Origin of the sequence: Sorangium sp. So ce145 (assembly GCF_051525985.1) — a bacterium.
Classification (GTDB): Bacteria; Myxococcota_A; Polyangia; order Polyangiales; family Polyangiaceae; genus Sorangium; species Sorangium cellulosum_B.
Window position 1 is genome coordinate 10,002,799 of sequence record NZ_CP150315.1, and the last position, 25,368, is coordinate 10,028,166.

The 25,368-nt window shown below is 71.9% G+C and carries 23 protein-coding genes; 12 read left to right on the forward strand and 11 right to left on the reverse strand.

What is annotated here, in order from left to right:
* The first annotated feature begins 158 nt into the window (after positions 1 to 158).
* Positions 159 to 1,628 carry an alginate export family protein gene (locus WMF34_RS37015; RefSeq protein WP_437990767.1) on the forward strand — a complete coding sequence of 490 codons (1,470 nt, stop codon included), beginning with the start codon at positions 159 to 161 and terminating at the stop codon, positions 1,626 to 1,628.
* 148 nt (positions 1,629 to 1,776) lie between these two features.
* Here the strand turns inward: WMF34_RS37015 and ftsH are convergent, their stop codons facing one another.
* The 7 genes from ftsH to mnmA form a co-directional block, all read right to left on the reverse strand.
* On the reverse strand, positions 1,777 to 3,723 hold the full coding sequence (ftsH, locus tag WMF34_RS37020; RefSeq protein ID WP_012239900.1) for an ATP-dependent zinc metalloprotease FtsH: 1,947 nt from the start codon (positions 3,721 to 3,723) through the stop codon (positions 1,777 to 1,779).
* 163 nt (positions 3,724 to 3,886) lie between these two features.
* Positions 3,887 to 4,912: a tRNA lysidine(34) synthetase TilS gene (tilS, locus tag WMF34_RS37025; RefSeq protein WP_437990768.1), complete on the reverse strand. Its 1,026-nt coding sequence runs from the start codon at positions 4,910 to 4,912 to the stop codon at positions 3,887 to 3,889.
* Entirely contained in the window at positions 4,909 to 5,145 is a 237-nt protein-coding gene (locus tag WMF34_RS37030; RefSeq protein ID WP_044966709.1) for a hypothetical protein, read from the reverse strand. The genes tilS and WMF34_RS37030 overlap by 4 nt, the downstream gene beginning before the upstream one ends.
* 118 nt (positions 5,146 to 5,263) lie before the next feature.
* The gene (locus WMF34_RS37035) at positions 5,264 to 6,661 is read right to left on the reverse strand and encodes a class I SAM-dependent RNA methyltransferase (protein ID WP_012239902.1); all 1,398 of its coding nucleotides are present in this window, start codon (positions 6,659 to 6,661) and stop codon (positions 5,264 to 5,266) included.
* Positions 6,658 to 8,934 carry a serine/threonine-protein kinase gene (locus tag WMF34_RS37040; RefSeq protein WP_012239903.1) on the reverse strand — a complete coding sequence of 759 codons (2,277 nt, stop codon included), beginning with the start codon at positions 8,932 to 8,934 and terminating at the stop codon, positions 6,658 to 6,660. Before WMF34_RS37040 ends, WMF34_RS37035 begins: the two co-directional genes overlap by 4 nt.
* A 190-nt stretch (positions 8,935 to 9,124) precedes the next feature.
* Complete coding sequence (locus tag WMF34_RS37045; protein ID WP_012239904.1) at positions 9,125 to 9,778, reverse strand: hypothetical protein; 654 nt, start codon at positions 9,776 to 9,778, stop codon at positions 9,125 to 9,127.
* On the reverse strand, positions 9,775 to 10,932 hold the full coding sequence (gene mnmA, locus WMF34_RS37050) for a tRNA 2-thiouridine(34) synthase MnmA (RefSeq protein ID WP_012239905.1): 1,158 nt from the start codon (positions 10,930 to 10,932) through the stop codon (positions 9,775 to 9,777). The genes WMF34_RS37045 and mnmA overlap by 4 nt, the downstream gene beginning before the upstream one ends.
* A 181-nt stretch (positions 10,933 to 11,113) precedes the next feature.
* Here mnmA and WMF34_RS37055 point away from each other — a divergent pair, with 181 nt between their 5' ends.
* Positions 11,114 to 12,406, forward strand: a complete 1,293-nt coding sequence (locus tag WMF34_RS37055; RefSeq protein WP_437990769.1) for a response regulator — start codon at positions 11,114 to 11,116, stop codon at positions 12,404 to 12,406.
* Between the two features lie 42 nt (positions 12,407 to 12,448).
* Here the strand turns inward: WMF34_RS37055 and WMF34_RS37060 are convergent, their stop codons facing one another.
* Entirely contained in the window at positions 12,449 to 13,057 is a 609-nt protein-coding gene (locus WMF34_RS37060) for a CPBP family intramembrane glutamic endopeptidase (protein ID WP_012239907.1), read from the reverse strand.
* An 8-nt stretch (positions 13,058 to 13,065) separates the two neighbouring features.
* Here WMF34_RS37060 and WMF34_RS37065 point away from each other — a divergent pair, with 8 nt between their 5' ends.
* From WMF34_RS37065 to WMF34_RS37075, 3 genes are all read left to right on the forward strand, one after another.
* Complete coding sequence (locus WMF34_RS37065; RefSeq protein WP_012239908.1) at positions 13,066 to 14,007, forward strand: zinc ribbon domain-containing protein; 942 nt, start codon at positions 13,066 to 13,068, stop codon at positions 14,005 to 14,007.
* Positions 13,985 to 15,286: a DNA methyltransferase gene (locus tag WMF34_RS37070; RefSeq protein WP_012239909.1), complete on the forward strand. Its 1,302-nt coding sequence runs from the start codon at positions 13,985 to 13,987 to the stop codon at positions 15,284 to 15,286. Before WMF34_RS37065 ends, WMF34_RS37070 begins: the two co-directional genes overlap by 23 nt.
* A gap of 188 nt (positions 15,287 to 15,474) precedes the next feature.
* Positions 15,475 to 15,816 carry a hypothetical protein gene (locus tag WMF34_RS37075; RefSeq protein WP_437990770.1) on the forward strand — a complete coding sequence of 114 codons (342 nt, stop codon included), beginning with the start codon at positions 15,475 to 15,477 and terminating at the stop codon, positions 15,814 to 15,816.
* Positions 15,817 to 15,883: 67 nt separating this feature from the next.
* On the opposite strand, the gene WMF34_RS37080 is transcribed toward WMF34_RS37075, so the two are convergent.
* Positions 15,884 to 17,173, reverse strand: coding sequence for an NAD(P)/FAD-dependent oxidoreductase (locus WMF34_RS37080; protein WP_437990771.1), 1,290 nt, complete (start codon positions 17,171 to 17,173; stop codon positions 15,884 to 15,886).
* 81 nt (positions 17,174 to 17,254) lie between these two features.
* Here WMF34_RS37080 and WMF34_RS37085 point away from each other — a divergent pair, with 81 nt between their 5' ends.
* From WMF34_RS37085 to WMF34_RS37105, 5 genes are all read left to right on the forward strand, one after another.
* Positions 17,255 to 17,566 (forward strand): 2Fe-2S iron-sulfur cluster-binding protein, encoded by a 312-nt coding sequence (locus WMF34_RS37085; protein ID WP_437990772.1) that lies wholly within the window; start codon positions 17,255 to 17,257, stop codon positions 17,564 to 17,566.
* 333 nt (positions 17,567 to 17,899) lie between these two features.
* Positions 17,900 to 19,564: an isocitrate lyase/phosphoenolpyruvate mutase family protein gene (locus WMF34_RS37090; RefSeq protein WP_437990773.1), complete on the forward strand. Its 1,665-nt coding sequence runs from the start codon at positions 17,900 to 17,902 to the stop codon at positions 19,562 to 19,564.
* 4 nt (positions 19,565 to 19,568) lie between these two features.
* A complete protein-coding gene (locus WMF34_RS37095) occupies positions 19,569 to 20,081 on the forward strand; it encodes a thiamine pyrophosphate-binding protein (RefSeq protein WP_012239914.1) in 513 nt (170 codons plus the stop codon).
* Positions 20,078 to 20,641 (forward strand): thiamine pyrophosphate-dependent enzyme, encoded by a 564-nt coding sequence (locus tag WMF34_RS37100; RefSeq protein ID WP_012239915.1) that lies wholly within the window; start codon positions 20,078 to 20,080, stop codon positions 20,639 to 20,641. Before WMF34_RS37095 ends, WMF34_RS37100 begins: the two co-directional genes overlap by 4 nt.
* The gene (locus WMF34_RS37105) at positions 20,638 to 21,345 is read left to right on the forward strand and encodes an NTP transferase domain-containing protein (RefSeq protein WP_437990774.1); all 708 of its coding nucleotides are present in this window, start codon (positions 20,638 to 20,640) and stop codon (positions 21,343 to 21,345) included. Before WMF34_RS37100 ends, WMF34_RS37105 begins: the two co-directional genes overlap by 4 nt.
* Before the next feature lie 57 nt (positions 21,346 to 21,402).
* Here the strand turns inward: WMF34_RS37105 and WMF34_RS37110 are convergent, their stop codons facing one another.
* Positions 21,403 to 22,356, reverse strand: a complete 954-nt coding sequence (locus WMF34_RS37110) for a CDP-alcohol phosphatidyltransferase family protein (RefSeq protein WP_012239917.1) — start codon at positions 22,354 to 22,356, stop codon at positions 21,403 to 21,405.
* A gap of 408 nt (positions 22,357 to 22,764) precedes the next feature.
* Here WMF34_RS37110 and WMF34_RS37115 point away from each other — a divergent pair, with 408 nt between their 5' ends.
* Complete coding sequence (locus tag WMF34_RS37115) at positions 22,765 to 23,133, forward strand: PDZ domain-containing protein (protein ID WP_231864455.1); 369 nt, start codon at positions 22,765 to 22,767, stop codon at positions 23,131 to 23,133.
* An 18-nt stretch (positions 23,134 to 23,151) separates the two neighbouring features.
* Here WMF34_RS37115 and WMF34_RS37120 read toward each other — a convergent pair whose 3' ends face one another.
* A complete protein-coding gene (locus WMF34_RS37120) occupies positions 23,152 to 23,547 on the reverse strand; it encodes a YbjN domain-containing protein (RefSeq protein ID WP_231864456.1) in 396 nt (131 codons plus the stop codon).
* A gap of 255 nt (positions 23,548 to 23,802) precedes the next feature.
* On the opposite strand from WMF34_RS37120, the gene metK reads away from it, so the two are divergent.
* Positions 23,803 to 25,071 (forward strand): methionine adenosyltransferase, encoded by a 1,269-nt coding sequence (metK, locus tag WMF34_RS37125; protein ID WP_437990775.1) that lies wholly within the window; start codon positions 23,803 to 23,805, stop codon positions 25,069 to 25,071.
* The last annotated feature ends 297 nt before the right edge of the window (positions 25,072 to 25,368 follow it).

Genomic DNA, 25,368 nt, shown 5'->3' on the forward strand with positions numbered 1-25,368 from the left:
GGTCGCCGGGGAGGAGCGGAGCCGCTTCCCCACTTGTCCGACGCGCATCGGGACGCCTATCCTCGCGCGAGCGATCCAGGAGCGCGGCCCGCCTGAACGGCGCGGTCCTGGCCGCCCATCTGCAGTTCGACGCCCCCGCGCTCCGGCCCTCCTCGCTGATGATCCGATCCCTGCCGTTCGCCTCCATCGCTCTGGGATCGGCGCTCCTCGCGCTCACGTTTGCGCCCAGGAGGGCGGCGGCGCAGGCGTCGCCGCAGTCGGAGGGCCTGGCCGTCGGCGGGTTCACGTTCCGCCCCTCGGTGGAGCTCCGGCTCCGCGGAGAGCTCCGCCGGTACCCGGTCGACACGGGCGGCGACGTCTACAGCTCGAACGCGGTGCTCGCCGAGGGCTTCGGAGGCGCGCTGCCGCCGCTCAGCGACACGGGCAACGTCGTCGAGACGCAGTGGTTCTTCGCCCAGCGCGCGCGCCTCGGGCTGACCGTCGAGCGCGGCCCCGTCACGGGCGTCGTCACGCTGCAGGACGCGCGGCTCTGGGGGAACGACGACGCGATCTTCGTCGGGCCGGGCGAGCCGGCCCTCCCGGTGACGGCGCCGTACGAGGCGTACATCGATCTGCGCACGCGCTCGGGACGCCGCGCCTTCATCCGGCTGGGCCGGCAGCGGATCGCGTGGGGGGATGGCCGCCTCGTCGGAGCGGACGACGAGACGCTCACCGGGCGCTCGCTCGATGCGGTGCGCGCAGGGCTGCAGCTCGGCAACGTCGACCTCGAGGCGATGGCCGTGCTCCTCGCCGCGCCGGGAGGCGCTCCGCCCGAGGTGGCGGGGACGCGCAAGCCCATCGCCGCCGGGACAGGGTCCCAGCTCTACGGCCTGAACGCGATCTGGCGGCTCGCCCCCCTGCTCCACCTCGAGGCCACGGCGCTCGCGCGCATCACCCGGGAGCCGCGCCCGACCTGGCTCACGCCCGGCGACACCGTCGTCCTCGACGCGCGCGTCTCCGGCGACCGCCGGGGCTTTCGCTACGCGATCGAGGGGGCGTACGAGCTCGGTCGTGTGGCCACGTTCGCGGCCGACCGCGCTCTCGGCGCGTTCGCGGCCGCAGCGCGGGCAGAGCTCGAGACAGCGCTCCCCGCCCACCTCACCTTCAGCGCCCGCGGCGCTTACGCGACGGGCGACGATGGCGCGCTCGCGGTGGGCGAGACGCAGCGCCGCTTCGATCCGATCCTGCCCGACGCGCAGAACAACCACGGCCCCATGGGGCTCTACGCGTGGTCCAACGTGATCGAGGGGGGCGGAAGCGTCCGCGCCTCACCCTTCGACCCGCTGACCGTCTCCGCCGGATACACGTTCGTCGGCCTCGCCTCTCCAACAGGCAGGTGGGTGACAGCACGCCTCCTCCCTGTCGGCGCCGCCAGCGACAACGAGAGCCGGACGCTGGGCCACGAGATCGACGTCTCGCTCGCCTTGCAGCCGTGGGAGCCGCTGCGCCTCGCGCTCGGCTACGGCCTGTTCCTCTTCGGTGACGGCGCCCAGGCGATCTTCACGAAGGCGAACCGCGCGCACGACGACGGCCGCCCGGCGGATCTGCAGCAGTGGGCGTTCCTGCAGGCAACGCTGACCGCCCCCTGAGGCGATCCGGGGAGCGCGCCGGCTGCGCGCGCCGCTTTTCTGATGGGGAAGGGAATCGAGGGGGCTCGGGGCGCCGCGCCGTCCCGCGTGGCGCCGCAGGTGCGCGGGGGGCCGCCCGAGGCATCGGGCGCCGCCCCGCGCTTCGGGATCAGGTGCTCGGGGCGGGCTTCGGGGTGCCGAAGATGCTGGCCGCGCGGCGCTTCTCCTTGGCGGCGCGATCGCGATCGCTGTAGCTCGGGATCACGACGCGCTGGCGCTGCGGCAGCTCGCGGCCCCCGACGATGGCGTCGACCTCCTCGGCGTCCAGCGTCTCGCGCTCGAGGAGCGCCGTGGCGAGCCGCTCGAGGATCTCGCGGTTGTCCGTGAGGAGCTGCCGCGCCTCGGCGTGGGCGTCGAGGATGAACCGCCGCACCTCGTCGTCGATCTGGTTGGCGATCGTCTCCGAGTAGTCGCGGCGCCGGCTCGTGAAATCGCGCCCGAGGAACACGCTCTCCTCGTCCGCGCCGTACGAGATCGGCCCGATCACGTCGCTCATGCCGAACTCGGTCACCATGCGCCGCGCGAGGTTCGACGCCTGCTTGATGTCGTTGCCCGCGCCCGTCGTGAACTGGCCGAACACGATCTCCTCCGCCACGCGGCCGCCCATCAGCACCGACAGCCGCGCCTTGGCGAAGTCGCGCGACATGCTGAGCCGGTCCTCCTTGGGCAGCTGCTGCGTGAGGCCGAGCGCCGGGCCGCGCGGGATGATCGTCACCTTGTGGACCGGATCCGAGAACTTCTCCAGGAGCTTGGCGACGAGCGCGTGCCCGGCCTCGTGGTAGGCCGTGGTCCGCTTCTCCTCGTCGCTGATGACCATGCTGCGGCGCTCGGCGCCCATCAGCACCTTGTCCTTGGCCATCTCGAAGTCGACCATCGAGACGACGTCCTTGTCCTGACGCGCCGCGAGGAGGGCCGCCTCGTTGACCAGGTTCTCGATGTCGGCGCCGACGAACCCGGGCGTGCCCCGCGCCAGGATCTCCATGTCGACGTCCGGACCGAGCGGGACCTTCTTCGTGTGGACCCGGAGGATGCCCTCGCGGCCGCGCACGTCGGGGCGGTTCACGACGATGCGCCGGTCGAAGCGGCCAGGCCGCAGGATCGCAGGGTCGAGGACGTCGGGGCGGTTCGTCGCGGCGACGATGATCACGCCCTCGTTCGACTCGAAGCCGTCCATCTCGACGAGCAGCTGGTTCAACGTCTGCTCGCGCTCGTCATGACCGCCGCCGAGCCCCGCGCCGCGGTGGCGGCCGACCGCGTCGATCTCATCGATGAAGATGATGCACGGCGCGTGCTTCTTGCCCTGCTCGAACAGGTCGCGCACCCGGCTCGCGCCGACGCCGACGAACATCTCGACGAAATCCGAGCCGGAGATCGAGAAGAACGGCACCCCCGCCTCGCCGGCGATCGCGCGTGCGAGCAGCGTCTTGCCCGTCCCGGGGGGGCCCATCATCAGGACGCCCTTCGGGATCCGGCCGCCGAGCTTCTGGAACTTCTTCGGGTCCTTGAGGAACGCGATGATCTCCTCGAGCTCGTCCTTCGCCTCGTCGATGCCCGCGACGTCGGCGAACGTCACCTTGTTCTGCGCCTCGCTGAGCAACCGGGCGCGCGACTTGCCGAAGCTCATCGCCTTGCCGCCGCCGGCCTGGAGCTGGCGCATGAACAGATAGAACATCACGAGCAGGAAGACCGTCGGCAGGAGGTACATGATCGCCCCCGGCCAGAACGGCGACGTGTCTTCCTTCTCGAAGAACACCGCGACCTTGTTGTCGACGATCGTCTTCGTGATCTCGTCGGCGTTGTCAGGCCCGATCGTGACCTTCTTCGTCTTCGTCCCGCTCTTCGGGTCCTTGACCCAGAAGGTGTACTCGCGGTCCTTGATCGTGACCGACTCGACGTGCGGATCCTTGTCCTTGGCCTCGACCTGGACCTGGGCCATGAACTCGCTGAACGCGACTTGTGTGGCGGGCCGGGAATCCGGGCTCAAGAACTGCCAGATCGCCAAGAACATCATGATCAGCAGAACCCAGAGCAGCAGCGTCTTGTGCGATTGCTTCACGAGGACCCTCTAAGCTCGCGCGGCGAGCCGGCGTGTACTGAAATTGTACGCGTGTTCCAGTCAGCATGCCACCCGTCAGCTCGGTCGTCGACCGCGGGTCTCCACCGTGGTGACACGGCGAAAAAAGGGGACTCGACAGGGGCCGCGGGTGGGGTGCATGCGGTCAGGTCCCGCGACGCGCAGACCCGTCCTCGATAAGCACGCTGGACTCCTCTGGAAAGCCCACGGCGATCTCTTCGCCGCCGCGAACCCGGACGCGCAGCGGCCGCCCCAGCTTGCGAGCCCGCTCGATCGCGAATCGCTGCGCCCGACCGAGCGGAATCGACAGCGGAATCGACAGCGGAATCGACAGCGGCTCGCTGCCGTCGAGGACGTCTGGATCGCCGCCAGGCGGCCGCTCTCGCCCGGCGACGAGCATGTCCGAGAGCGCGCAGAGGTGCTCGACGATCGCCGGCGACAGGTCCTCGAGGAGCGGCAGGAGCTCGCGGCGGACGCGGACGCGGGTGAAACGGGGATCGCGGTTGCTGGGATCCTCGGCGAACGCCAGTCGATGTCGGCCGAGGTGGGCCAGGACGTCGGCGCGGCGGGCCTGGAGCAAGGGGCGGATGAGCTCGATGCTCGCCGCCGAGCCCGGCTCCACGCCGCCACACGCCGCGCCGGCGACGCCGGACGGGAGCGGGGCGCGCGGCGGCAGCACGGCGAGCCCACGCGGCCCCGCGCCCCGCAGCAGGCGCAAGAGCACCGTCTCGGCCCGGTCGTCCGCGGTATGGCCGGTCGCGATCGCGCGGGCGCCGTGCGCCGCCGCCGCGGCCGCCAGCGCGGCAAACCGGGCGGCGCGCGCCCTGGCCTGGAGGTTCGCGCCGGGCGCCACGTCCACGCGGGTCTCGGTGTAAGGGACCCCGAGCTGCTCGGACAGGTCGCGCGCGATCGCGAGCTCGGCCGCGGCCGCGGCGCGGAGGCCGTGGTCGACGCCGTGCGCGACCACCTCGTGGCCGATCCGCCGCCGGAGCAGCGAAAGGACGTGCAGCAGGGCGGTCGAGTCGGGGCCTCCGGAGCAGGCGCAGAGCACGACGTCGCCGCGAGCGAGCAGCCGCTCGTCCCGGATCAGCCGCTCGGCGAGGCGGATCAGCGACGGGGGGTGCGACCGGCCCCGCCTGGGCGGCGGGGGAGGTCCAGCAGGAGGGCTCATCGCAGCTCGAACGCTTTGCAGAAGATGATCTCGTCGCGATCCTCGAGCGACGTGCTCAGGTGCGGCGCGACCGGGTAGCCAAGAGAGCAACGAGGCCCGCGGTCAGGCGGCCCGGCGCCCCCGTCGTCGGGATCGGGGGCAACCGGCTCGAACGAGGCGCAATCGGGGCAGGCGAACACGAGACGATAGCGCCGCGCCTCTTCGCGGAGGCGATCGTCGAGGTGGTGAATCATCCCTGGCAGCGTAGCGCAAGCCGCCGGGCGACGGCGCCACGCGGCCGCGCGCGGCCCTCCGGCCGAGCTCGGCGGAGCAACGCTCGGCGCGGCGAGCAAGCCGGCGTGCCCGCGCGGATCAGCGCGGGGATCTGCGGGCGCGGGAGAGCCGCACGATCGACTCGATATGGCTCGTCTGGGGAAAGAGCTCGACCGCCTCGATGTCCGTGATCTCGAAGCCGCCGCGGAGGATCTCGCCGAGATCGCGCGCGAGGGTGGCCGGATCGCAGGAGACGTAGACGACCACGCGCGCGCTCGAGGCGGCGATCGCGCGCGCCGCGCCGGGAGCCCCGCTGCGCGGCGGATCCAGCACCACGACGTCGGTGCGGGCCGGGATCGGGTACTGATCGGCGTCCGCCTCGATCGCCTTGCCGGCGAGGCCCCGAGCGGCGAGGTTCTGCCGCAGGCAAGCGACCGCTCCGGACGAGAGCTCGACGGCCGTGAAGGACGCGGGCCCCGGGGGGCCGGAGGCCACGGCCCCGCCGGGCTCGGCGCCCGGAGAGGGTCGCAGCGCGCCGCGCGCGAGCAGCACGGAGAGCGTCCCGCTCCCGGCGAACAGCTCCAGGACGTGCGGCGGGCGGGTGGAGTCGAGGTGGGCAAGCTCGGCGGCGCGGCGGGCGAGGACGGCTGCCCCCTCCTCGGACGGCTGCCCGAACCCGCCCGGCGCGAGGAGCAGCGGCAGGCCGTCCGCTCCCAGGATCGCGGGCCGCGGATCGCCGAACGACGCGGCCTCGCGCGCGCCGTCGAGCGTGACGCGGGCGCCGGCCCACCCGCCGCGCGCCGTGCGCTCGTCCAGCCGCTGCCACACGGCCGGCGGCAGCTGGCCACGCCACAGGACCTCGACCACCGGGCGGCTCGAGGCGCCCAGCGAGATCAGGACATCGCCCTCCCCCACGGCCCCATGGAGGACGCCGGGCAGCTCGCCGGCGAGCGGCGCGATCGCGTCGACAAGCACCACGCAGCGATCGACCGCCGCCACGGCGTGCGTCCTCGGCGCGCGATACCCCACGCGCACCTCGCCGCGCTCCGCGCGCGCGAACAACCTCGCCCGCGATCGGTAGCCGAGCGGAAGGGGGGCCGGATGGACGCGGATCGGCGGCAGATCGGCCTCGGCGAGCGACGTCGCCCGCGCGATGGCTTGCCGGACGATCCGCTCGTGCGCGGCCTGCTGCGCCTCGATACGGACGTGCATCCAGTCGCAGCCGCCGCAGGCGTCAGCGAAGCGGCACGGCGGAGCGACGCGGTCGGCGCTCGGCTCGACGACATCGAGGAGCCTGCCCCTCGCCGGGCGTGCGCTCCTGTCGAGCTCGACGTCGACAAGATCACCCGGCGCGGTCCCAGGGACGAAGACGACCTCGCCCGCGAGCCGACCGACCCCCGCGCCTCCGGCGGCCAGCGCCTCGATACGCAGCTGAGCTCGCTCGCCGGGGCGGTGCCGCGCCCTGGCACCGTTCGAGCGGCGGTGGACAGACTTCATCCCTTCATCGTAAGGCGCTGCTGGCGGATCGGGTCGGGGTGGATGACGGACGCTCGGCCGCGGACAGCGAGGCCGCGCCTGTGCCCGTCCCCCGCGGAGCCCCCGGGTACGCAGGAGCTCGACTGGCCCGTGGTGGTCGCGTCCGTCGAGGCGGGCGACGCAGGGACAGCGTCCACGCCCCTGGAAGGCGAGGACTGCGCGGCGCTCGTCTTCATGTAGATCAGCGCGCCGATACCGAGCACGCACAGCACGGTGAGGGTGATGACGGCGACGAGCACGAGCGTGTTCCTGCCGTTCCCCTTGGACGCCGCGTCCTGCGTGGCGGCCCAGATGGCCGCCGGATCCGGGCGCGGCAGGGAGAGCGCCGTCTCGATCTGCGACTGTGGAGGCTGCGCTGTCGCCGCGGACGCGAACAGCTGGGCCTGCCCCACGGTCATCGGCGGCGGTGCCGCCTGCACCGGCGAGCCGACAGCGGGCGCATGGGCCGGGGCATGACCCTGGCCATTGAACGGGAGCGCGTACGGGACCGCAGCGTGCGCCGGCGACGGCGCGGCGACGGCAGGGGTCCTGGTCATCCGGGCGTGACGCGCAGGCTCGCTCGCGCTCTGCAAAACCGGCGGTGGATCCTGCGACGGGAGCGCGAGCGTGGACGCGAGCGGGTTGCCCAGATCGCTGTCCAGGAGGCCTCCCTTGGGGAGGGGCGCGAGCTCGCCGGTGTCGAAGTCGCGCGGAGGGTACGGGCTCGAGGAGAGCGGAGGCGGAGCAGGATCGTGGCCGCCGGGCACGCGCGGTGGGCTCGGGTAGGACGGCGAAAAGCCGGGGCGCGCCGTCGACATGCCAGGGCGCACCGTGGCAATGCCGGACTGGACGCCGGCCTGGCGAGGCTGCGCTGGCGCCGGCTCGGGCACCATGCCTGCCGCCGGGCGCACCATCGGGCGCTCCCCATGAGGAAGGGAGCGCACCGGCTCGGCTTGCTCGCGCGTCGCGACCGTCGTCGGGACATCCTCATCGTCATCCATCAGCGATGAGGCCACCATCTGCCGGTCGTCCGCGTCCCTCGGCGGCGGGCGCCCGACCGGCGCGATCCCGCTCGCCGGCGGAGCGTTGTGCCGCAGGATCTGCGGCGGCGTGAGGCGCTGCTGCGGCTCAGGCTCTCGACCTCGGCTGCGCAGCCCGACGCTGTCCGTGGCCGTCGTCGAGCTGCGCGCGCGCACCTGCTCGACGTTGATGGTGGACGTCACCTCGGCGGCCCACGCGAGGTGCGCCTCACGCTTCTGGATGCGATCGACGAACACCTGCTGCACGAACTGCGCGACCTCTTCGGAGCCAACGAAGACCCCGCTCCTCATCAGGAAATTCTGCAGGGCTCGCGAGAACTCACGCGCGGTCTGGAAGCGGTCTTGCTTGTGCTTGGCGAGCGCCTTCATGACCACGCTCTCCAGCTCGATCGGATAGTCGGGCACGATCGTGGACGGCGGCGGGACCACGCAGGCCTGCACCTTCTCGAGCGTGTCGAGATCCGTATCCATCCGGAAGAGGCGCTGGTTCGTCGTGAGCTCCCAGAGGACGACCCCGAGCGCGAACACGTCGGTCGTGCGATCGATCTCGTTGCCGCGCACCTGCTCGGGAGACATGTAGGCCAACTTGCCTTTCAGCGTTCCCGCGCGGGTGGACGACAGCCGGTCGGCCACCTTGGCGATCCCGAAATCCACGACCTTGGTGTAGCCGTCGTAGGTGAGGAACAGGTTGTGCGGCGTGACGTCTCGGTGCACAAGGCCGAGCAGCTGGCCGTTCTTTCCGCGCAGCTCGTGAGCGGCGTGAAGCCCCTCTGCGGCATCGGAGCAGATGCGCGCAGCGAGCTCGGGTGAGATGCGCAACCGGCGCTCCTCCGCGCGGCGCATCACCTCCCGGAGCGGCTCGCCGTGGAGGTACTCCATGGCGATCCAGTAGGTGTTGTCGTCCTTCCCGAGATCGAAGACCTGCGCGACGTTGGCGTGGTTGATGCCAGCCGCGATGCGCGCCTCATCCAGGAACATGTCGACGAACTGATCGTCCTCGACCAGATGAGGGTGGATCCGCTTGATCGCGACCCACTTTTGGAAGCCGCCCGGGCCATCCATGCGAGCCAGGTGAACGCTCGCCATTCCGCCCACCCCGATCTCGTCGACCACACGGTAACGGCCCAGGAAGTAGGTCCCCTGCTGCTTCTCGGACTCCTTCGCGCGCGCTTCGAGCGATGAATTGGTCGACCCGGGGCTTGGAGGTCCGCCCATTCGCGATGCGGGTCGAGGCGGGGGTTGGGGCATGAGCGGTCACTACTTTACCGCGAGTTCGCGGCGCTTTGCCATGTCGTCTCGGCCAGGACACCTTCCAGATGGTCAGCTTCAATCCACCGGGACGCTGAAGGCGCCTGTCCCGACAGGTAGGACACCACCTGAAACCCAGGACGGAGTCGTGACGGGCTCAGGGGAACGGTTGCCCAGGTTGACCCCGCTCGAAGTAGAAGCGGAACCCCCCGGTGACCCGCGAGAGGAGCTCCCGAGGGATGGCGTCGGCCGGATTACCGAGCCCTGCGTCGCGCGGATCGCCGACCCAGACGTCGAACGTCGCGTCGGTGTACTTGTCGACCGCGTCCGTCTCGTTGGGATCGCCGCTGAACAGCGCCTGGAACTTGATGGTCCCATCGACGGCGTAGAGCACGATGTTCTGGTTGTGGCAGGACCGCTGGAGGTAAAGCGCCATGTGCACGAGCGGCGCGAGCCCCTCCGGCTTCGGGGTCGGTGGAGGCGAGCCCGGCAGCTGGACGCCGGGCGGGAGCCCGACGCTCAGGTCGACGTCGAGCTTGTTCACGGTCCCGTCCCCGCGGATGAGGTCGACGTCATCGATCAGGACCGCGAGCCCGTCCGAGATCTCCTGCAGGTCGCTCCCCCGCTGCACCCGGACCTGCAATGTGGAGCGGTAGGGGACCGCAGCGAAGAAGTCCGGGTTCATGTCGTAGCTGTCGTCCCAGCAGCCGGCCGCGCGCAGCCGTTCGCTGACGACCTCGCCTTCCCCCTGCCCGAGCGAGCACCCGAGCGAGAGCGCGCAGGCGAGGGGCGCGAGCGCACGGGCCCTCATGACGCCGCCTGCGAGCGAAGGGCCGCCTTGATGCGGCCTCCCCCGAGGACACGATCGCCCCGGTAGACCACGGCCATCTGCCCGGGGGAGACCGACCGCACCGGGCTCGCGAACCGCGCCACGAAGCTCTCCGCGCCCGTCGCGGGGTCGCGGCGCCGCTCGATGATGCCAGGCGCCGCCTCGTGCCGCGCGCGCACCCGCACCTCGGCCTCCAGGGGGAAGACCGCGTCGTCGCACCACACCGCGTCGGCGATCTCGGCGCCCGCGGCGTACAGATCGCCCTCGTCGCCGAGGTGCACCGCGCCGGACGCGGCGTCGAGGCCCACGACGAACGCGGGCCGGCCGAGCGAGACGCCGATGCCCTTGCGCTGGCCCACCGTGAAGCCGTGCACCCCGCCGTGCGACCCGACAACGCGGCCGTCCCGATCGACGATGGGGCCGGGCCGGAGCCTGTCCGCGGCGCGGTCGGCCACGAACGGCGCGTAACGGCCGGACGGGATGAAGCAGAGCTCCTGGCTCTCCCCCTTCTCGGCGCCCGGGAGCCCGCGGGCGATCGCCTCGGCGCGCACCTCGTCCTTGGTCGAGTCGCCGAGCGGGAAGAGGAGCCGCGACAGCTCGTCCGACCGGAGCATGTGCAGGAAATAGCTCTGATCCTTGTGCCGATCGCGGCCGCGGTAGAGGCGAGCGCCGCCCTCCTCCAGGACGACCCGCGCATAGTGGCCCGTCGCGACCCACGAGACCCCGAGCCGCTCCGCCAGCGGGAACAGCTCCCGGAGCTTGACGGAACGGTTGCAGGCCACGCACGGGCTCGGCGTCTCACCCGCGAGGTAGGCCTCGACGAAGGGGTCGACGACGTGCTCGCGGAACAGGGCGCGGCGGTCGAACGTGTAGTGCGGGATCCCGAGGTGGTCGGCGACCCGGCGGGCGTCGTGCTGATCCTCGGGCGCGCAGCAGCGGCTCTTGACGCTGCCGTCGTCGGGGTAGTCCCAGAGGTGCAGCGTCACGCCGACGACCTCGTATCCAGCGTCGCAGAGGCGCGCCGCCGCGACGGACGAGTCGACTCCGCCGCTCATCGCGATGAAGACGCGTGCCCCCGACGAGGGCCGCTCGCCGGGCCGCGCCGTACCGTCGGCCTCTCGGACCAGAGTTGCCATTTCCGTTCTTATAGCGTGGATTCCTCGCCGCGGCCGGACGCCGCGGGCGAACCCGCGCGGGATGCCGCGGCGAGCTCGCGCGAGGAGCCGGGACGGCGGCGCGCCGGCGAATGAACGATCAGGCTGGCTCTCCGCCATTCACCCTTGGCCACCCCCGCAGGGCGCGTGTACCGTCTGCCAGATGCCGAGCGGGGTCGTGCTCGTGATCGAGGACGAGGAGTACATCGCGGACCTGCTCGCCACCGCGATCCGGGAGGCAGGTTACGAGGTCATCTTCTGCGCCACCGCGGAGGCCGGGCTCTCCACCGCCTGCACCCTGGAGCCCGAGTGCATCGTCTGCGACATCGGCCTGCCCGACCACGACGGCTACTGGGTCGCGCGCAACGTGCGCACCCAGCCGTCCCGGGTATCGGTCACCCCGTTCCTGTTCCTCTCCGCGCTCGACGACCAGGAGGCCCGCCTCGAAGGGTTCCACGTGGGCGCCGACGTCTACATGACCAAGCCGTTCCGGGTCGGCGAGGTCGTCGCGCAGATCGGGGCGCTCGTGCAGATGGCGTCGCGCCTGCGCCAGCGGCGGGACAGCCTCATGTCCATCCCGACCTCCGTCGATCAGACCGCGATCGAGGGCGATCTCAGCCAGATGTCCATCGCGACCGTCCTCACGGTCCTCGAGATGGAGCGGCGGTCGGGCGTGTTCGAGGTGAGCAGCAAGAAACGTCGGGCACAGCTGGACATCGCCGAAGGGTGCATCGTCGAGGGGACGGTGGGAGGCACGCGCGCCTCGGCGCTCGCCGCGCTCCGGACCATGCTCAGCTGGAAGGTCGGACGGTTCGCGTTCGTGCCAGGCGTCCGCCCCTTGCCCGCGCAGCGGACATCCATCGCTGCGTACCTGCTCGAGGCGACCCGGCTCGAGGACGAGAGCGCCCGCGTCGAGCTTCCGCTCCCGCCGTCGCGACGCCGTCCGGAGCCCCGGAGCGCGACGACGGCGCTCGGCGGGCCGTCGTCCATTCTGGACGACGTCGCGCCGCCGTCGTCGCGCGTCGTGTCCGAGGAGCGCCTGCGCCGCGGGCCCACCCCTGCGCCGCCGAAGGGCTCCGACCCCGGCGTGGCGATCTCCGATGGGCCGCCGTCGCTCGAGCTGAACTTCGAGTTCGAGCTGGCGACCCCGGCGGCGCCGCCGACGCTGCCCTCGCTGGCCCGCAGGACGGCGAGGCCGTCGAGCCAGCGCGGCGTGCGCGTGGAGGAGAGCGAGCCTCCGACGCTCCCGCGAGGCGGGAGCCGACCGCCCCCCTCGCGACCGTCCTCGCCAGGGCGCGAGCGGCAGAGCACCGTGGACACGGGCGAGCTCTCCCGCGGGACCCTCGCTCCCCCAGAGACCCAGCCGGCAAGCCACGAAGGCCCGCAGCGCGCGACCCCGATCCCCCCGAGACCGGCGCCGGCCAGGCCTCCCCGCCCCGACGCGAAGAAGCGCTGACGGCGGGCAACGGGTACAACAAGAAGAAGCGGAAGCGCCTATCTAGAGCGTCGGCTGCTGCTCCACCGCGCCCGGATCGTGATCGCGCAGGTAGCTCAGATTGACCGCGTTCACGACGGCGTGCGCCAGGACCGGCCCGACGAGCGACCCGGTCGCCGCGAAGATGGCGCCGAGCCCCGCGCCCACGCCCACCGCCCAGCCGATCCACACCCAGCGGCTCGGACCGCGCATCTGGTGCATCAGACCGAAGAGGATCGCGCTCAGCAGCACGCCGAGGAGCGGCGTGAGGAGCCCGCGGAAGAGCAGCTCCTCCCCCAGGCTCGAGAGGCCCGCGAGGAGCAGGATCTGGCCGAGCGAGAAGTCGCGCGCGACCGGGCGGAGCTCCGCGTGCAGGCGCCGGGCCCAGCTGAACCGGGCCACGGCGACGCGCGTCGTCGCGATGACGCCGGCCGCCAGCGTGAGGCCGAGCAAGGCGCTCATCAGCAGCGCGGCCAGCGGCGGCAGCGCGAGCCACGGGCTCGGATGGATCCACGGCCATCCATCCCGCAGCACCAGGCCCAGCGAGATCGCCAGCGCCGCGAGGACGAGATAGCCGGACGCCGCCTGCACCGTCGCGTCGGTTCGACCGGTCCGCGCCCATCGCGACGCCATGTCCCATCATGGCACGCCCAAAGAAGCCGGTGAAGCCGCGCGCGCCGTCAGGACCCCTGGCCGAGCGCCGGCAACCGGAGTACGTCGACGGCCATGCACGCGACCGTGGTCATCGCCCGCTCGGCCCCATCCGCGAGCGCGCCGTGAGCGACGCATCGCCCGGCGCCGCCCGCTGCCGCGTGTGCGACGCGGCGCTCGCGCCGGAGGGCGATCGCTGCCCGCAGTGCGGCGCGGCCGCGCGCGCCGAGGCCTGCCCGCACTGCGGCGGCGTGACCGGCGCCTCGGCGCACCCCGAGCTGCGCTTCGCGTGCGACGCCTGCGGAGGCCCGCGCGTCCCCGTCGCCGACGACCGCGTCGAGCGATCCGGCCGCGAGGTGCCGCTGCTCCAGAAGGCGCGCGCGGCGGCCTCGGCGCGCTCGGTCTGGCGCGCCGCGGGCGTCGCGGCCAGCGCGCTGCTCGGCTTCGAGCTGTTCCTGTTCGCCGTGCTGCTGCTCGTCCTCGGCGCGAGCGTCGGGCTCTTCACCGCCGGCCTCCTCACCATGGCGCCCGTCGGCGCCTTCGCCCTCTGGGCGCTCCGGCGGGCGAAGTCGCGGAGCCGGGACATCGCGCCCGCGCTCGACGCCGCCTGGGTCTCCGTCGCCTCCGACGTCGCCCGCCAAGCCGAGGGCCCGCTCACCGCCGGCGGGCTCGCCTCGACCCTCCGCATCGCCGAGTCCCAGGCCGAGGAGCTCCTCGCCCTGCTGGAGGTCAACGACGTCGTGCGCGGCGCGGTGAGCCCCGCGGGCGAGTTCGGCTATGCGCCGAAGCTGCGCGTCGGCGCGGCGCGCGGCGAAGACCAGGGCGAGGCGGGGGCCGAGAGCGTGGCGCACGCCCTCGCCGCCGAAGAGGAAGCCTTCGCCGCCGAGCCCCTGACGCAACGGACCGCCCATGTCGACCCCGCGAAGCGCTGATCCCAAGCCGAAGCCAGGCCCGCAGCAGCAGAAGGCCCGCGCGAGCCGGCCCGCGCCCCAGGAGCGCCGCGCCCTGACCCACATCGGCGGCGCGACGGTGCTCGAGGGCGACCCCGAAAGCGCCGCGAAGCTCGCCCACGCGCTCGACGTGGCCAGCTCGAGCACGGCGGAGGAAGCGGCGCGCGCGCACGTGCACGGGTTCCACAGCTACCCGGCCCGGATGCACCCGGACACCGCCCGCCGGCTGATCGAGGGCCTCTCGAGGCCGGGCGAGCGGGTGCTCGACCCCTTCTGCGGCAGCGGCACCGTCCTCGTCGAGGCCCGGCTCGCGGGCCGGGCGGCGATCGGCGTCGACGCGAACCCGCTGGCCGTGCGCCTCGCCCGCCTCAAGGTGCAGGGCAGCACCCCCGGCGAGCGCGAGCGGCTCGTCGCCGCCGCCCGCGAGGTCGCGGCCGCGGCCGATGAGCGCCGCAAGGCGCGCGCCGGTCCGAGCCGCCGGTACGGCCCCGAGGACGTCGCCCTGTTCGAGCCGCACGTGCTCCTCGAGCTCGACGGGCTCCGCGTCGGCCTCGACCGCATCGCGGGCCACGGCGCCGACGCGCTCCGCGCCGATCTCGAGCTCGTCCTCTCCGCCATCCTGACGAAGCTCAGCCGCCGCACGTCCGACACGTCGGAGCACGAGCTGCCGCGGCGGATCGCCGCCGGCTATCCGGCGCGGCTCTTCATCCGCAAGGCGGAGGAGCTCGCCCAGCGCCTCGCCGAGGTCGCCGCGCCGCTCGAAGCGAGCCCCCCCGCGCTCGTCGAGGAGGGAGACGCGCGCGTGCTCCGCGGCGTCGAGGCCGGCTCCGTCCACCTCGCGATCACGTCGCCGCCCTACCCGGGCGTGTACGACTACCTCGCCCACCACGAGGCGAGGCTGCGCTGGCTCCGGCTCCGCAGCGCCCGCTTCGAGCAGGACGAGATCGGGGCCCGCCGGCACCTCGACCCGCTCGGCCCCGAGGCGGGCCGCGCGCGCTGGCGCGACGAGCTCGGCGGCGTGCTCGCCGCGCTCGCGCGCGTCCTCCGGAGCGGCGCGCCGCTCGTGCTGCTGATCGCCGACAGCGTGGTCGCCGGCGCGCCGGTCTACGCGGTCGACGTCGTCAAGGCCGCCGCGTCCGGCGCGCGCTTCGCGGTCCGCGCGGTCGCGTCGCAGCCGCGCCCCCACTTCCACCGCCCCACGGCGCGCGCCTTCCAGCGCCGCCCGCGCCACGAGCACGCCATCCTGCTGATCCGCGCCTGACCCGCCGAGCTCCCCCCGCGGCGCAGGCTCGAGCTCCCCCCGCGGCGCAGGCTCATGCCAGGGCGCGCCTGAGCCACCGAAAATTGCCCCGCGGCGCGGGCTCATGGCAGGGTGCGCCGGCGTGGGGCAGCGCGCGAGGCGGCCAGCACCGGCCTCCTGCGGCGCGCGGCGCTCCGGCGCGCGCGACGATGGCGAGAGCTCACCTGGCACTTCTCCTCTGCGGCACCTTCACCCTCGGCTGCGGCAAGGCAGGCGGCGATCCGGGGAAGGTCGAGCTCGACAGCACGGGTGTCGACGCATGCGACAGCTACCTGGCCACGATGGCCACCTGCGCCAGCAAGCTGCCCGCGGAGACCAGGAAGAGCCACGAGGCCGCGATCCGGATCGCGCGCGACGTGCTCGAGGCCAGGGCGGAGGCCGACGACGACGCGCTGAAGGGCGCCGCGAGGGCGGAGGCGCGCGTCGCGCTCGCGGCCGCCTGCAAGCAGATGAGCGACGCGGTCCTCGACCGCGAAGCGTGCGGCCGCTGAGCGCCGGACGGCCGAGCGCCCGGGCGAGCGCGCGCGACGAGGCACACGCTCGGCCGCCCGCCGCCCTTCACGCGAAGGCGGGCACCTCCGCCGGATAGTGCTGCCGGAGGAACGAGGCCCACTGCGGCCGCCGCTCGGCGTGGAACACGTCGCCCGCGAGCATGCTGGTGATGAGCTTGCGCATCGTGGTCCGCTGGTTCGGCTCGAACAGCGTCTCCCGGAACTGGCCTTTGTAAAAGCCCTGAACGACCCCCAGGAAGAGATCGACGGCGTAGCGGATCTCCGCCTCGTAGGCCGCGAACGCGGCGCGCGAGGTGTCCCCGGCGTCGAGCGCGCGGTCGATGGCCGTGGCGGCCAGATCGGCGCCCTTGATGGCGAGGTGCGCGCCCGTCGAGAAGAGCGGGTCGAGGAACCCGCCCGCGTCGCCCACGAAGAGCCATCCATCTCCGGCGAGCTGGTCGATCCGGTACGAGAAATCGGCGAGCGCCCCCACCGGCCTGACGCGCCGCGCGCTCGCGAGGAACTCCCGCGCCCAGCCGCTCTGCGCGACGGTGCGATCGAAGAGCTCGTCGAGCCGCTCCCCCTTCGCCCGGCTCCGGATCCAGCTCGACGACACCACCGCGCCCACGCTCGTCACCTCGCCGCGGAACGGGATGAACCAGAACCACCCGTGCTCGAAAAGGACAATCTGGATGTCGCCCTGGTGGATCCCCTCCTCGCGGGGCACGCCCTCGTAGTGGGTGAACAGCGCGGTCTTGTCGAGCTCGGCCAGCTGCGCCTTCCGCCGCATCCTCGACGCGAGCAGCGTGTCCCGCCCCGTCGCGTCCACGATCACCGGCGCCCGGAGCTCGACGGCGTCGCTCGATCCGGCGCGCGCGGCCGCGGCCTCCTCCGGCCCGGCGCCGTCGGGTCGAGCGCGGGGCCGCGCGCGCACCCCGACGGCGCGGGGGCCCTCGAACACCACCTCGACGGCCTCCCACGACTCGCGCACCTCCGCCCCGAGCTCCGCGGCGTGGCGGAGCAGCAGCTGGTCGAACGCGTCGCGCTGCACCTGGTAGGCGAACTCGAACCTCGGATCGAACGCGTCGGCGAAGCTGTACGTCCGCGTCCGCCCCGTCGACGAGCACAGGAACCGGGCGCCGTATTTGCGGAGGAAGCGCGCGTCCAGCTCCTCGTCCAGCCCGAGCCGCTCGAAGACCTCGCGGGACAGCGGCAGCAGCGACTCGCCGATGTGAAAGCGAGGGAACCTCTCGCGCTCGAGCACGAGGGCCCGGCGGCCGAGGCGGGCCAGCGATGCGGCGAGCGTCGACCCACCCGGCCCTCCGCCGAGGATGATTGCGTCCCAGCGATCCGTCATCGCTCGTCGTATAGTGCGAGCCGACGCCCGCGAAAATGCGCTCTCGGCGTCGCGCGCCGGGCAGGTGAGGAGGAATCGGCGGTGCCCACGGTCGTGTTCGAGGACGGCGCGCTCGGCCCCGCCGTCACCGCGGAGGCGGGAGCCGGCAGGCTCATCGATGTCTGCGATGACGCGCGCGCTCCGATCGTGTTCTCGTGCCGCGACGCGCGCTGCGCCACGTGCCGCGTCGAGGTCGTCGAAGGGGAGCAGCTCCTCGAACCGCCCGCGCGCGGCGAGCGCGATCTGCTCGAGCGCCTCGGCGCCCCGCCGCAGCTCCGGCTCGCGTGCCAGGCGGTGCTCCGCGCGGGCCCCGGGCTGATCCGATTGCGCGGGGTCGTCGGCCGCGAGGGCTGAGCGGCAGGGGGCCCGCGGCGAGCATCGCGCGCGCCCGCCATCGGGCACCGCCGCAGCGCGCACGTCCCCACGCGGCGGAGCGCGCTCCGCCGCCCTCGCGATCGTCTGCTGCGGTCGTGCCCTGGCATTGGCGGCACAGGCGAACGGTGTTAAGGCAGGCCCCGTTCTGAGGCCCGGCTCCTCGGGGAGGAGAGCGAGATCAGGCGCACCCCGGAGCTGCCCGCGCGCGGTGACGACGGGACGCCGCTCGCCTGGGACGCGCACCGCGGCACCTAGAGCCGCGGTCGCCCGTCGGGCGGAGATGGCAACACCGCGCGGAGGAGTGGACGAGACGTGACCAAAGCCAGGAAGCTGCGCGAACTCATGGCCCGCCCCGGGCCGATCGTCATCATCGGCGCGCACAACGGGCTCTCTGCAAAGATCGGCGAAGAGGCAGGGTTCGACGGGCTCTGGGCTTCCGGCTTCGAGATCTCCGCGAGCTACGCGGTGCCGGACGCGAACATCCTCACGATGGCGGAGAACCTCCAGGCCGCCAAGATGATGAACAACACGTCGCTCCCGGTCGTCGCGGACTGCGACAACGGCTACGGCAACGCCGTCAACGTCGTCCGCTGCGTCGAGGAGTACGAGGCGGCGGGCATCGCGGCGATCTGCATGGAAGACAACATCTTCCCGAAGCGCTGCAGCTTCTACGCCGGCGTGAAGCGCGAGCTCGCGGACGTCGAGGAGCACGCGCTCAAGGTCCGCGCGGCGAAGGCGACGCAGAAGGATCGCGACTTCGTGGTCATCGCGCGGACCGAGGCGCTCATCGCCGGCTGGGGGATGGAGGAGGCGCTCCGCCGCGGCCGCGCGTACGCGGACGCGGGCGCCGACATGGTCCTCATCCACTCGAAGAGCAAGGACCCGGACGAGGTGCTCTCCTTCGCCCGCGCGTGGGACCGCCCGAACACGCCGCTCGTCTGCGTGCCGACCATCTACCGCACGACGAGCGTCGACACGCTGCACAAGGCCGGCTTCAAGCTGATCATCTTCGCGAACCACGCGATCCGCTCGTCGATCAAGGCGATGACGGAGACGCTCCAGACGCTGAAGCGCGAGATGTACACCGGCAGCGTCGACGACAAGGTCGTGCCGCTCGAGCGCGTCTACCAGCTCGTGGGCGTCGACAAGATGAAGCAGGAGGAGTCGAGCTTCCTGCCCTCCGGCAGCCCGGGCGTCACCGCCGTCATCCTCGCGGCCGGCCAGAGCCAGGGGCTCCTGCCGCTCACGGAGGAGCTGCCGAAGCCGATGCTCGACCTGAAGGGCAAGAGCATCCTCGAGCGGCAGATCGACGTGCTCAACGCGTGCGGCGTCAAGGACGTCGCCGTCGTGCGCGGGTACAAGAAGGAGGCGATCAAGGTCCCGAACGCCCGCTTCTACGACAACGACGAGTACGCGACGACGAACGAGGTGGTCTCGCTCTTCCGCGCCTCCAAGGAGCTGAGCGGGCCGTTCCTCTTCCTCTACGGCGACATCGTGTTCGAGCGCGGCCACCTCGAGAAGCTCCTCAAGAGCCCGGCGGACATCTCGATCGTCATCGACCGCGCGTACGCCGAGGGCCAGCGGCCCAAGGACGCGCGCGGCGTGCCCGACCTCGTGGCCCTGAAGGACGCGCAGGAGGCCGGCTACCGCTTCGTCGGCGCCGAGGCGCCGCACCGGGTGGCCCGCGTCGGCCGGGCGATCCCGGCGGGCGAGGCGCACGGCGAGTTCGTGGGCATGGCCATGTTCACCGCGAAGGGCGCGCGCCTGCTCACCGACTGCTACCACCAGCTGCAGGAGAGCCGCACGAAGGGCGGCTTCCACGAGGCCGAGTCGCTCCGCAACGCGACCTTCACCGACCTGCTCCAGGAGCTCATCGACCGCGGCGCGGACGTGCAGGCGATCGACGTTTACAAGGGGTGGCTCGAGATCGACACGTTCGAGGACTACCGTCGCGCCTGGGCGCTCATCAAGGAGTGAGGCGATGTCCCACGGTTCAGGCAAATCGTATGCGCCCGAGTTCGTCGCCGCGCTCAAGGAGGCGGGGTTCGACTTCTTCGCGGGCGTGCCCTGCTCGCTGTTGAAGGGCCTGGTCTCGCTGCTCGACGCCGACGCGAGCGCCCGTTACATCTCCGCGACCCGCGAGGACAGCGCCATCGGGATGGCCTTCGGCGCCTGGCTCGGCGGCAGGCTGCCGATGGTCCTGATGCAGAACTCCGGGCTCGGCGTCTCCGTGAACGCGCTGGCCTCGCTCAGCACGATGTACGAGGTGCCCGCGCTGCTCGTCATCTCCTGGCGCGGCGAGGGCGGCAACGACGCCCCGGAGCACATCATGATGGGCGAGATCATGCTCCCCATCCTCGATCTGATGAAGATCCAGCACCGCGTCCTCCGCGCCGCCGAGCCGATGGGCCCCCAGGTGCAGTGGGCGAAGGACGTCATGCTCTCCACCAGGCAGCCGGCGGCGCTCATCGTGCCCGCGGGGGTGCTCGAATGAACAAGCTCGAAGCGCTGAAGGTGTTCACGGCGGCGGTCGGCAAGGACGACCTCGTGGTCTGCTGCAACGGCATGATCGGCCGCGAGCTCTACACGACGCAGGACCGGCCCTCGAACTTCTACATGATCGGCTCGATGGGGCTCGGCCTGTCGATCGGCCTGGGGCTCTCGCTCGCGCAGCCTCGCAAGCGGATCTTCGTGCTCGACGGCGACGGCAACGTCCTCATGGGCATGAACGCCCTCGCCAGCGTCGGCAGCGAGCGGCCGGCGAACCTCGTGCACGTCGTCCTCGACAACCGCTCCCACGCCTCGACGGGCGGGCAGCGGACGATCTCGGGCGACGTGAAGCTCGAGTCGGTCGCCAGCGCGGTCGGCTACCGCGCCACGCACCGCGCCGACTCCGTCGAGTCCTTCGAGGCGTCGCTGCGCGTCGCGCTCGTGCAGCCGGGCCCGGTCATGGTCCTCGCCCTCGTCGACGGCGGCACCGTGAAGGGCATCGGCCGCGTCGCGGAGACCCCGCAGGAGCTCGCCTCCCGCTTCGCGGCCGAGGCGCGCCGATGAGGGCGATCCTGCTCGCCGCCGGCCGCGGCCGGCGAATCGGCCGGGACGCGCCCAAGTGCCTCATCTCGATCGAGGGCAAGACGCTGCTCGAGCGCCACCTCGTGAACCTCACCGAGAGCGGCGTCACCGATCTGACGATCGTCGTCGGCTTCCGGCACGAGATGATCGAGGAGGCGCTCGCCTCGCTCCGCCCTTCGCTGAAGGTCGAGCTCGTCAAGAACCCGCGGTTCATCCACGGCAGCATCGTCTCGCTCCACGTGGCGGCCGATCGGCTGTCAGGCGGCGGGCTGTGGATGGACGCCGACGTGCTGTACCCCGCCGCGCTGCTGCGGCGCCTCGTGAGCTCGCCCCACGAGAACTGCCTGCTGGTCGACGCGAGCTCGGAGGAGAGCGGCGAAGAGATGATGGTCGGCGTCCGCGCCGGCCGCGTGCTCAAGATCGCGCGCCGCGTCGGCAAGGACTGGGACATCGCCGGCGAGACCGTCGGCTTCGCCAAGGTCGGCCCGCAGGGCGGTCGCACGATGCAGCGCCTCCTCGAGGAGGAGGTCTCTGCCGGCCGCCTCGACCAGGAGTACGAGGCCGCGATGGACCGCGCTTTCCAGGAGGTACCGTTCGGAATCGAGCGCGTCGACGACCTGCCCTGGACCGAGATCGACTTCGAAGAAGACGTGGAGAAAGCCCGCCGCCTGGCAAACGCTCTCTAGGAGCGGGCCCTGAGGGGGACTACGCGGATCTGAGCTCGGCGGCGCAGGGCGCCGAGCTCAGGCGACGGCCAGCTTCGCGCGGCGGGATGCGCCGCGGAGGAACCAGCCGTTCAGCCAGATGACCGCGACGATCCAGACGACCCCGCCCGTCGCGAAGAAGACCTGACCCAGCCAGAGCTGGTTCACGAGGAGCGTCAGCACCACCATCGACAGGAACGCGTCGCCGTTCGATATCGCCCAGAGCGCGCCGATGAGGCGCGTGAGCGGCGACGCCTCCTCCCGGATCAGCTGCTTTACCTGATCCGCGCTGGTCGAGGACCGGCTCCGCCGCGGGTCGAACCACTCGTGCTCGAACGCGAGGTGCCCCATGCGCCCGATGAAGACATCGAAATGGGCAAAGAACGAGGAGGAGGGGCCGAGCGCCTGGATCTTCCGGCGCAGCACGTCCGCCGTCTCGTCGGTGCCCGTCTCGAAGATCGAGCAGTACTTGAGCTTGAAGTAGTCCGCGGAGAAAGAGCGCAGCGCCCCCTGGAGCAACGCGATGAGCAGGAGCGCGTTCGTGGACACGGTCGCGCTCCACGGGCCCTCCGGCGGCGGGTGAAGGTGAAGGTGCCAGAAGATGCCGGTATAAAGAAAGACGACGCCCAGCCAGTCGGCCAGGCCGTCAATGGCGTGCCCGGCGGGGCTCACCATCCTCTTCGCCCGCGCCAGCGCGCCGTCCACGCAGTCCAGGATGGAGCGGAGCTCGAACACGAGCGCCCCGGCGATGAGGTGCCTCGGATCATCGAACGTCACCAGGTAACCGGCCAGCGCGGCGAAGAGCGGCTGAACCAGCGTCACCTGGTTCGGCGTGACCGGCGTCCTCATCAGCGCCCGCACGATCCAGCGGGCGATCGGGTACCGATAGTAGCGATTGAGCGGGTCCTCCATCCGCATCTTCCAGCCGCCGGGCACACCGCCGGACTGGGCGGCAGGTGTCGAGCTCTCGGCAGCAGCGCGCGGTTCAGGCATCGGCGATCCCGGCCCGGACTCTAGGGCAGCCGCCCCCGGGGACCAACTGGATTGCGACCTCTCGATGGACATGGCGTGACAGTTCGTTGCAAGCCCGCGTCCCGGCGCCACGCCGCGCTTTCCAGGGTGTATCCCGCGCCTCCAGCGACCAGCCGCGTAGTGTTGTTTGCGCTCCTCAAGCCCCACCGAGAACCGGGCTTCGCACCTCGCGTGCGGGCGCGACAGGCACACTCGGGCGCTCCCTTCCTGTAAAATCACATTCTCTCGCCTGCGGGGCTGCGACATTCGACGAGCGCGCGCGTCCGCTGGAGCCGGTCTGACGCGGCGGCCGCGCCCCGCCGCGCGCTCCGGGGGGGCGCCCTGCGAGAATGGCGGCGCGCCGGGGCTCCCCGGCGCTATGGTGCCGCGGTGGCAAACAGGTCCTGGAGCGCGGCGCTCCTGCTCGTGGCCGCAGGGTGCACCGCGAGCGTGGGATCCATCGGGGCTGTCCTTGGGCGAGATAACGAGTCGCTGGCGCTCTACGTGCGCGACGTGCCGCCGGGCCTCGCCGCCGAGCGAGCGGGGCTGATCCCGGGCGACGAGATCATGATGATTGATGGCGTGTATGTCCGGGATCTCTCGTCGGCAGCGGTGCGCGATCGGCTCCGCGGCGCCGTCGGGAGCGCCGTCGAGCTCACGGTCGTCCGCGGGCGCGACGTGCGGCGCGTCCGGGTCGTGCGCACCGAGCTAAGGGCGCACGAGGGGCTCAAGCCCAGAGAGGAGCAGATCCTGCCTTGAAGCGGGGCCGGTGACCGCTCATTGCGCGGCGAGCGCCACGAGCTCGGCATAGTGCTTGTTCGCGTAGAAGGAGAGCACATCGACGGCGTCGCGCACCTCGCTCGGATCGAGGTCCTGGAGGCGGTACTCGACGCTGAGAATCACGTCGCCCTCCTCGTCGGCCGAGAGCTTGGCCATGTTGATTTCGCGGTTCAGCTGGAGCAGGCGCCGCACGATCGCGTCGCCCTCCTCGAGCTCCATCGGGAGCCGCACGAACGGGATCACCGCGAAGACGACGAAGGGGGGCGAGAGCCGCACGAACAGCGGGAAGAGCCGCTCGGCCCCCTGGAAGTCGCTGCGCATGGTGTCGTTGGATACGACCTCCACGGCCCAGCCCTCGCGCTCGAGGCACGCCTTGATCTCGTCGAACGTCATGCACGGCATCATAACCTCTGGCGGCGCGGCGCACTCGGGGCGAGCGCGCCGGATCGACGGCCCGACGCCCCCCGCTCGTCCGGTCTCGCGGGCGATCCCGCCGGCGAGCTCCCCGCAGGCAGCGCAGCTCCTTCACCGGAGGCAGCTCGTCCGGCCGGCGCTTTTGTCCGCGGAAGGCCGCGGCTCGCGTTGACGGTGCCCCGCGCTCGAACTATGCGTAGAGGTCCGATTTCGAGTCCGCCGAAGGAGCGATTCATGCGCCGTTACCAGTTCACATCCGAGTCCGTCACCGAAGGACACCCCGACAAGGTGTGCGACCAGATCTCCGACGCCATTCTCGACGGGATCCTCGAGAAGGATCCGACGGCCCGCGTCGCGTGCGAGACCCTGGTGAAGACGGGGATGGCCGTCGTGGCCGGCGAGATCACCACCTCGGCGTGGGTCGACATGCCGGTCGTCGTGCGCAACACCATCAAGGACATCGGCTACACCGACGCCGCGATGGGCTTCGACTACGAGACGTGCGCGGTGCTCACGGCGATCGAGAAGCAGTCGCCCGACATCTCCCGCGGCGTCACCGAGGGCGAGGGCCTCTTCAAGGAGCAGGGGGCCGGCGACCAGGGGCTCATGTTCGGTTATGCGACGGACGAGACGTCGGAGCTGATGCCCTCCCCCATCAGCTACGCCCACCGCCTCGCCCGGAAGCTCGCCGATCTCCGCAAATCCAAGAAGCTCGACTGGCTGCGCCCCGACGGCAAGACCCAGGTCACGATCGAGTACGAAGATCAGACGCCCGTGCGCGTGAGCGCCGTCGTCGTGTCGACGCAGCACAGCCCCGAGGTCAAGCACAAGACGATCGTCGACGCGGTGCGGAGCCTGATCATCGAGAAGTGCATCCCGGCCAAGCTGATGGATAAGAGCACGAAGATCTACGTGAACCCCACCGGCCGCTTCGTGGTCGGCGGTCCCTTCGGCGACGCCGGCCTCACCGGCCGCAAGATCATCGTCGACACCTACGGCGGCATGGGCCGGCACGGCGGCGGCGCCTTCAGCGGCAAGGACCCGACGAAGGTCGACCGCTCCGCCTGCTACTACGCGCGCTACGTGGCGAAGAACGTCGTCGCGTCCAAGCTCGCGGCGCGCTGCGAGGTGCAGATCGCCTACGCCATCGGCGTCGCCCAGCCGGTCGGCGTCCACGTGAACACCTTCGGCACGGGCCGCGTAGGTGAGGACGTGCTCGAGAAGTACATCATGCAGAACTTCGACATGCGGCCGAAGGCGATCATCGAGCAGCTCGATCTGCTGAAGCCCATCTACCGAAAGACGGCCGCGTACGGCCACTTCGGGCGTGACGAGTTCACCTGGGAGAAGACGGACCGCGCGGCCAAGCTGGCCGAGGACCTGCTGCGCCCGACGCTCGCCGCGGTCCCCGCGAGCACGAACGGCGCCGGGAGCAAGAACGGCTCCGGAAGCAAGAAGGAGCCGAAGCGCAAGGGCAAGAAGGAAACGGGCGCCCAGGCCTGATCGTTCAGAGCGCTCCGCCCGCTGCGCGGGAGCGGGGCGAACCGTGGACGGCCCCTCCGAGGGGCCGAGAGCGCCGGCGCTGTCGAAGCGCCGGCGCTCTGCGTTTTGTCGCCACGCCCCGGTCTCCTGGAACGCTCGTGGCCGTGGCGCCTGGGTCGGATGCGGGTGCCACGATGTGGGCACTCACCTCACAAAAAAGCACTGGCCTTTGCCGGGATGGGCTGACTGCTGCGGCCGCTTCTGCTGATAAAATCATCGACGACTCCCGTATCGCCGGATCGACCGAACCTCCCTGGT

Coding starts and splice junctions, on each gene's coding strand:
- WMF34_RS37015 (WP_437990767.1), top strand. CDS start 159: ATGATCCGATCCCTGCCGTTCGCCTCCATCGCTCTGGGATCGGCGCTC.
- tilS (WP_437990768.1), bottom strand. CDS start 4,912: ATGAGCCCTCCTGCTGGACCTCCCCCGCCGCCCAGGCGGGGCCGGTCG.
- WMF34_RS37030 (WP_044966709.1), bottom strand. CDS start 5,145: ATGATTCACCACCTCGACGATCGCCTCCGCGAAGAGGCGCGGCGCTAT.
- WMF34_RS37035 (WP_012239902.1), bottom strand. CDS start 6,661: ATGAAGTCTGTCCACCGCCGCTCGAACGGTGCCAGGGCGCGGCACCGC.
- WMF34_RS37040 (WP_012239903.1), bottom strand. CDS start 8,934: ATGGGCGGACCTCCAAGCCCCGGGTCGACCAATTCATCGCTCGAAGCG.
- WMF34_RS37045 (WP_012239904.1), bottom strand. CDS start 9,778: ATGAGGGCCCGTGCGCTCGCGCCCCTCGCCTGCGCGCTCTCGCTCGGG.
- mnmA (WP_012239905.1), bottom strand. CDS start 10,932: ATGGCAACTCTGGTCCGAGAGGCCGACGGTACGGCGCGGCCCGGCGAG.
- WMF34_RS37055 (WP_437990769.1), top strand. CDS start 11,114: ATGCCGAGCGGGGTCGTGCTCGTGATCGAGGACGAGGAGTACATCGCG.
- WMF34_RS37060 (WP_012239907.1), bottom strand. CDS start 13,057: ATGGCGTCGCGATGGGCGCGGACCGGTCGAACCGACGCGACGGTGCAG.
- WMF34_RS37065 (WP_012239908.1), top strand. CDS start 13,066: ATGGCACGCCCAAAGAAGCCGGTGAAGCCGCGCGCGCCGTCAGGACCC.
- WMF34_RS37070 (WP_012239909.1), top strand. CDS start 13,985: ATGTCGACCCCGCGAAGCGCTGATCCCAAGCCGAAGCCAGGCCCGCAG.
- WMF34_RS37075 (WP_437990770.1), top strand. CDS start 15,475: ATGGCGAGAGCTCACCTGGCACTTCTCCTCTGCGGCACCTTCACCCTC.
- WMF34_RS37080 (WP_437990771.1), bottom strand. CDS start 17,173: ATGACGGATCGCTGGGACGCAATCATCCTCGGCGGAGGGCCGGGTGGG.
- WMF34_RS37095 (WP_012239914.1), top strand. CDS start 19,569: ATGTCCCACGGTTCAGGCAAATCGTATGCGCCCGAGTTCGTCGCCGCG.
- WMF34_RS37100 (WP_012239915.1), top strand. CDS start 20,078: ATGAACAAGCTCGAAGCGCTGAAGGTGTTCACGGCGGCGGTCGGCAAG.
- WMF34_RS37105 (WP_437990774.1), top strand. CDS start 20,638: ATGAGGGCGATCCTGCTCGCCGCCGGCCGCGGCCGGCGAATCGGCCGG.
- WMF34_RS37110 (WP_012239917.1), bottom strand. CDS start 22,356: ATGCCTGAACCGCGCGCTGCTGCCGAGAGCTCGACACCTGCCGCCCAG.
- WMF34_RS37120 (WP_231864456.1), bottom strand. CDS start 23,547: ATGACGTTCGACGAGATCAAGGCGTGCCTCGAGCGCGAGGGCTGGGCC.
- metK (WP_437990775.1), top strand. CDS start 23,803: ATGCGCCGTTACCAGTTCACATCCGAGTCCGTCACCGAAGGACACCCC.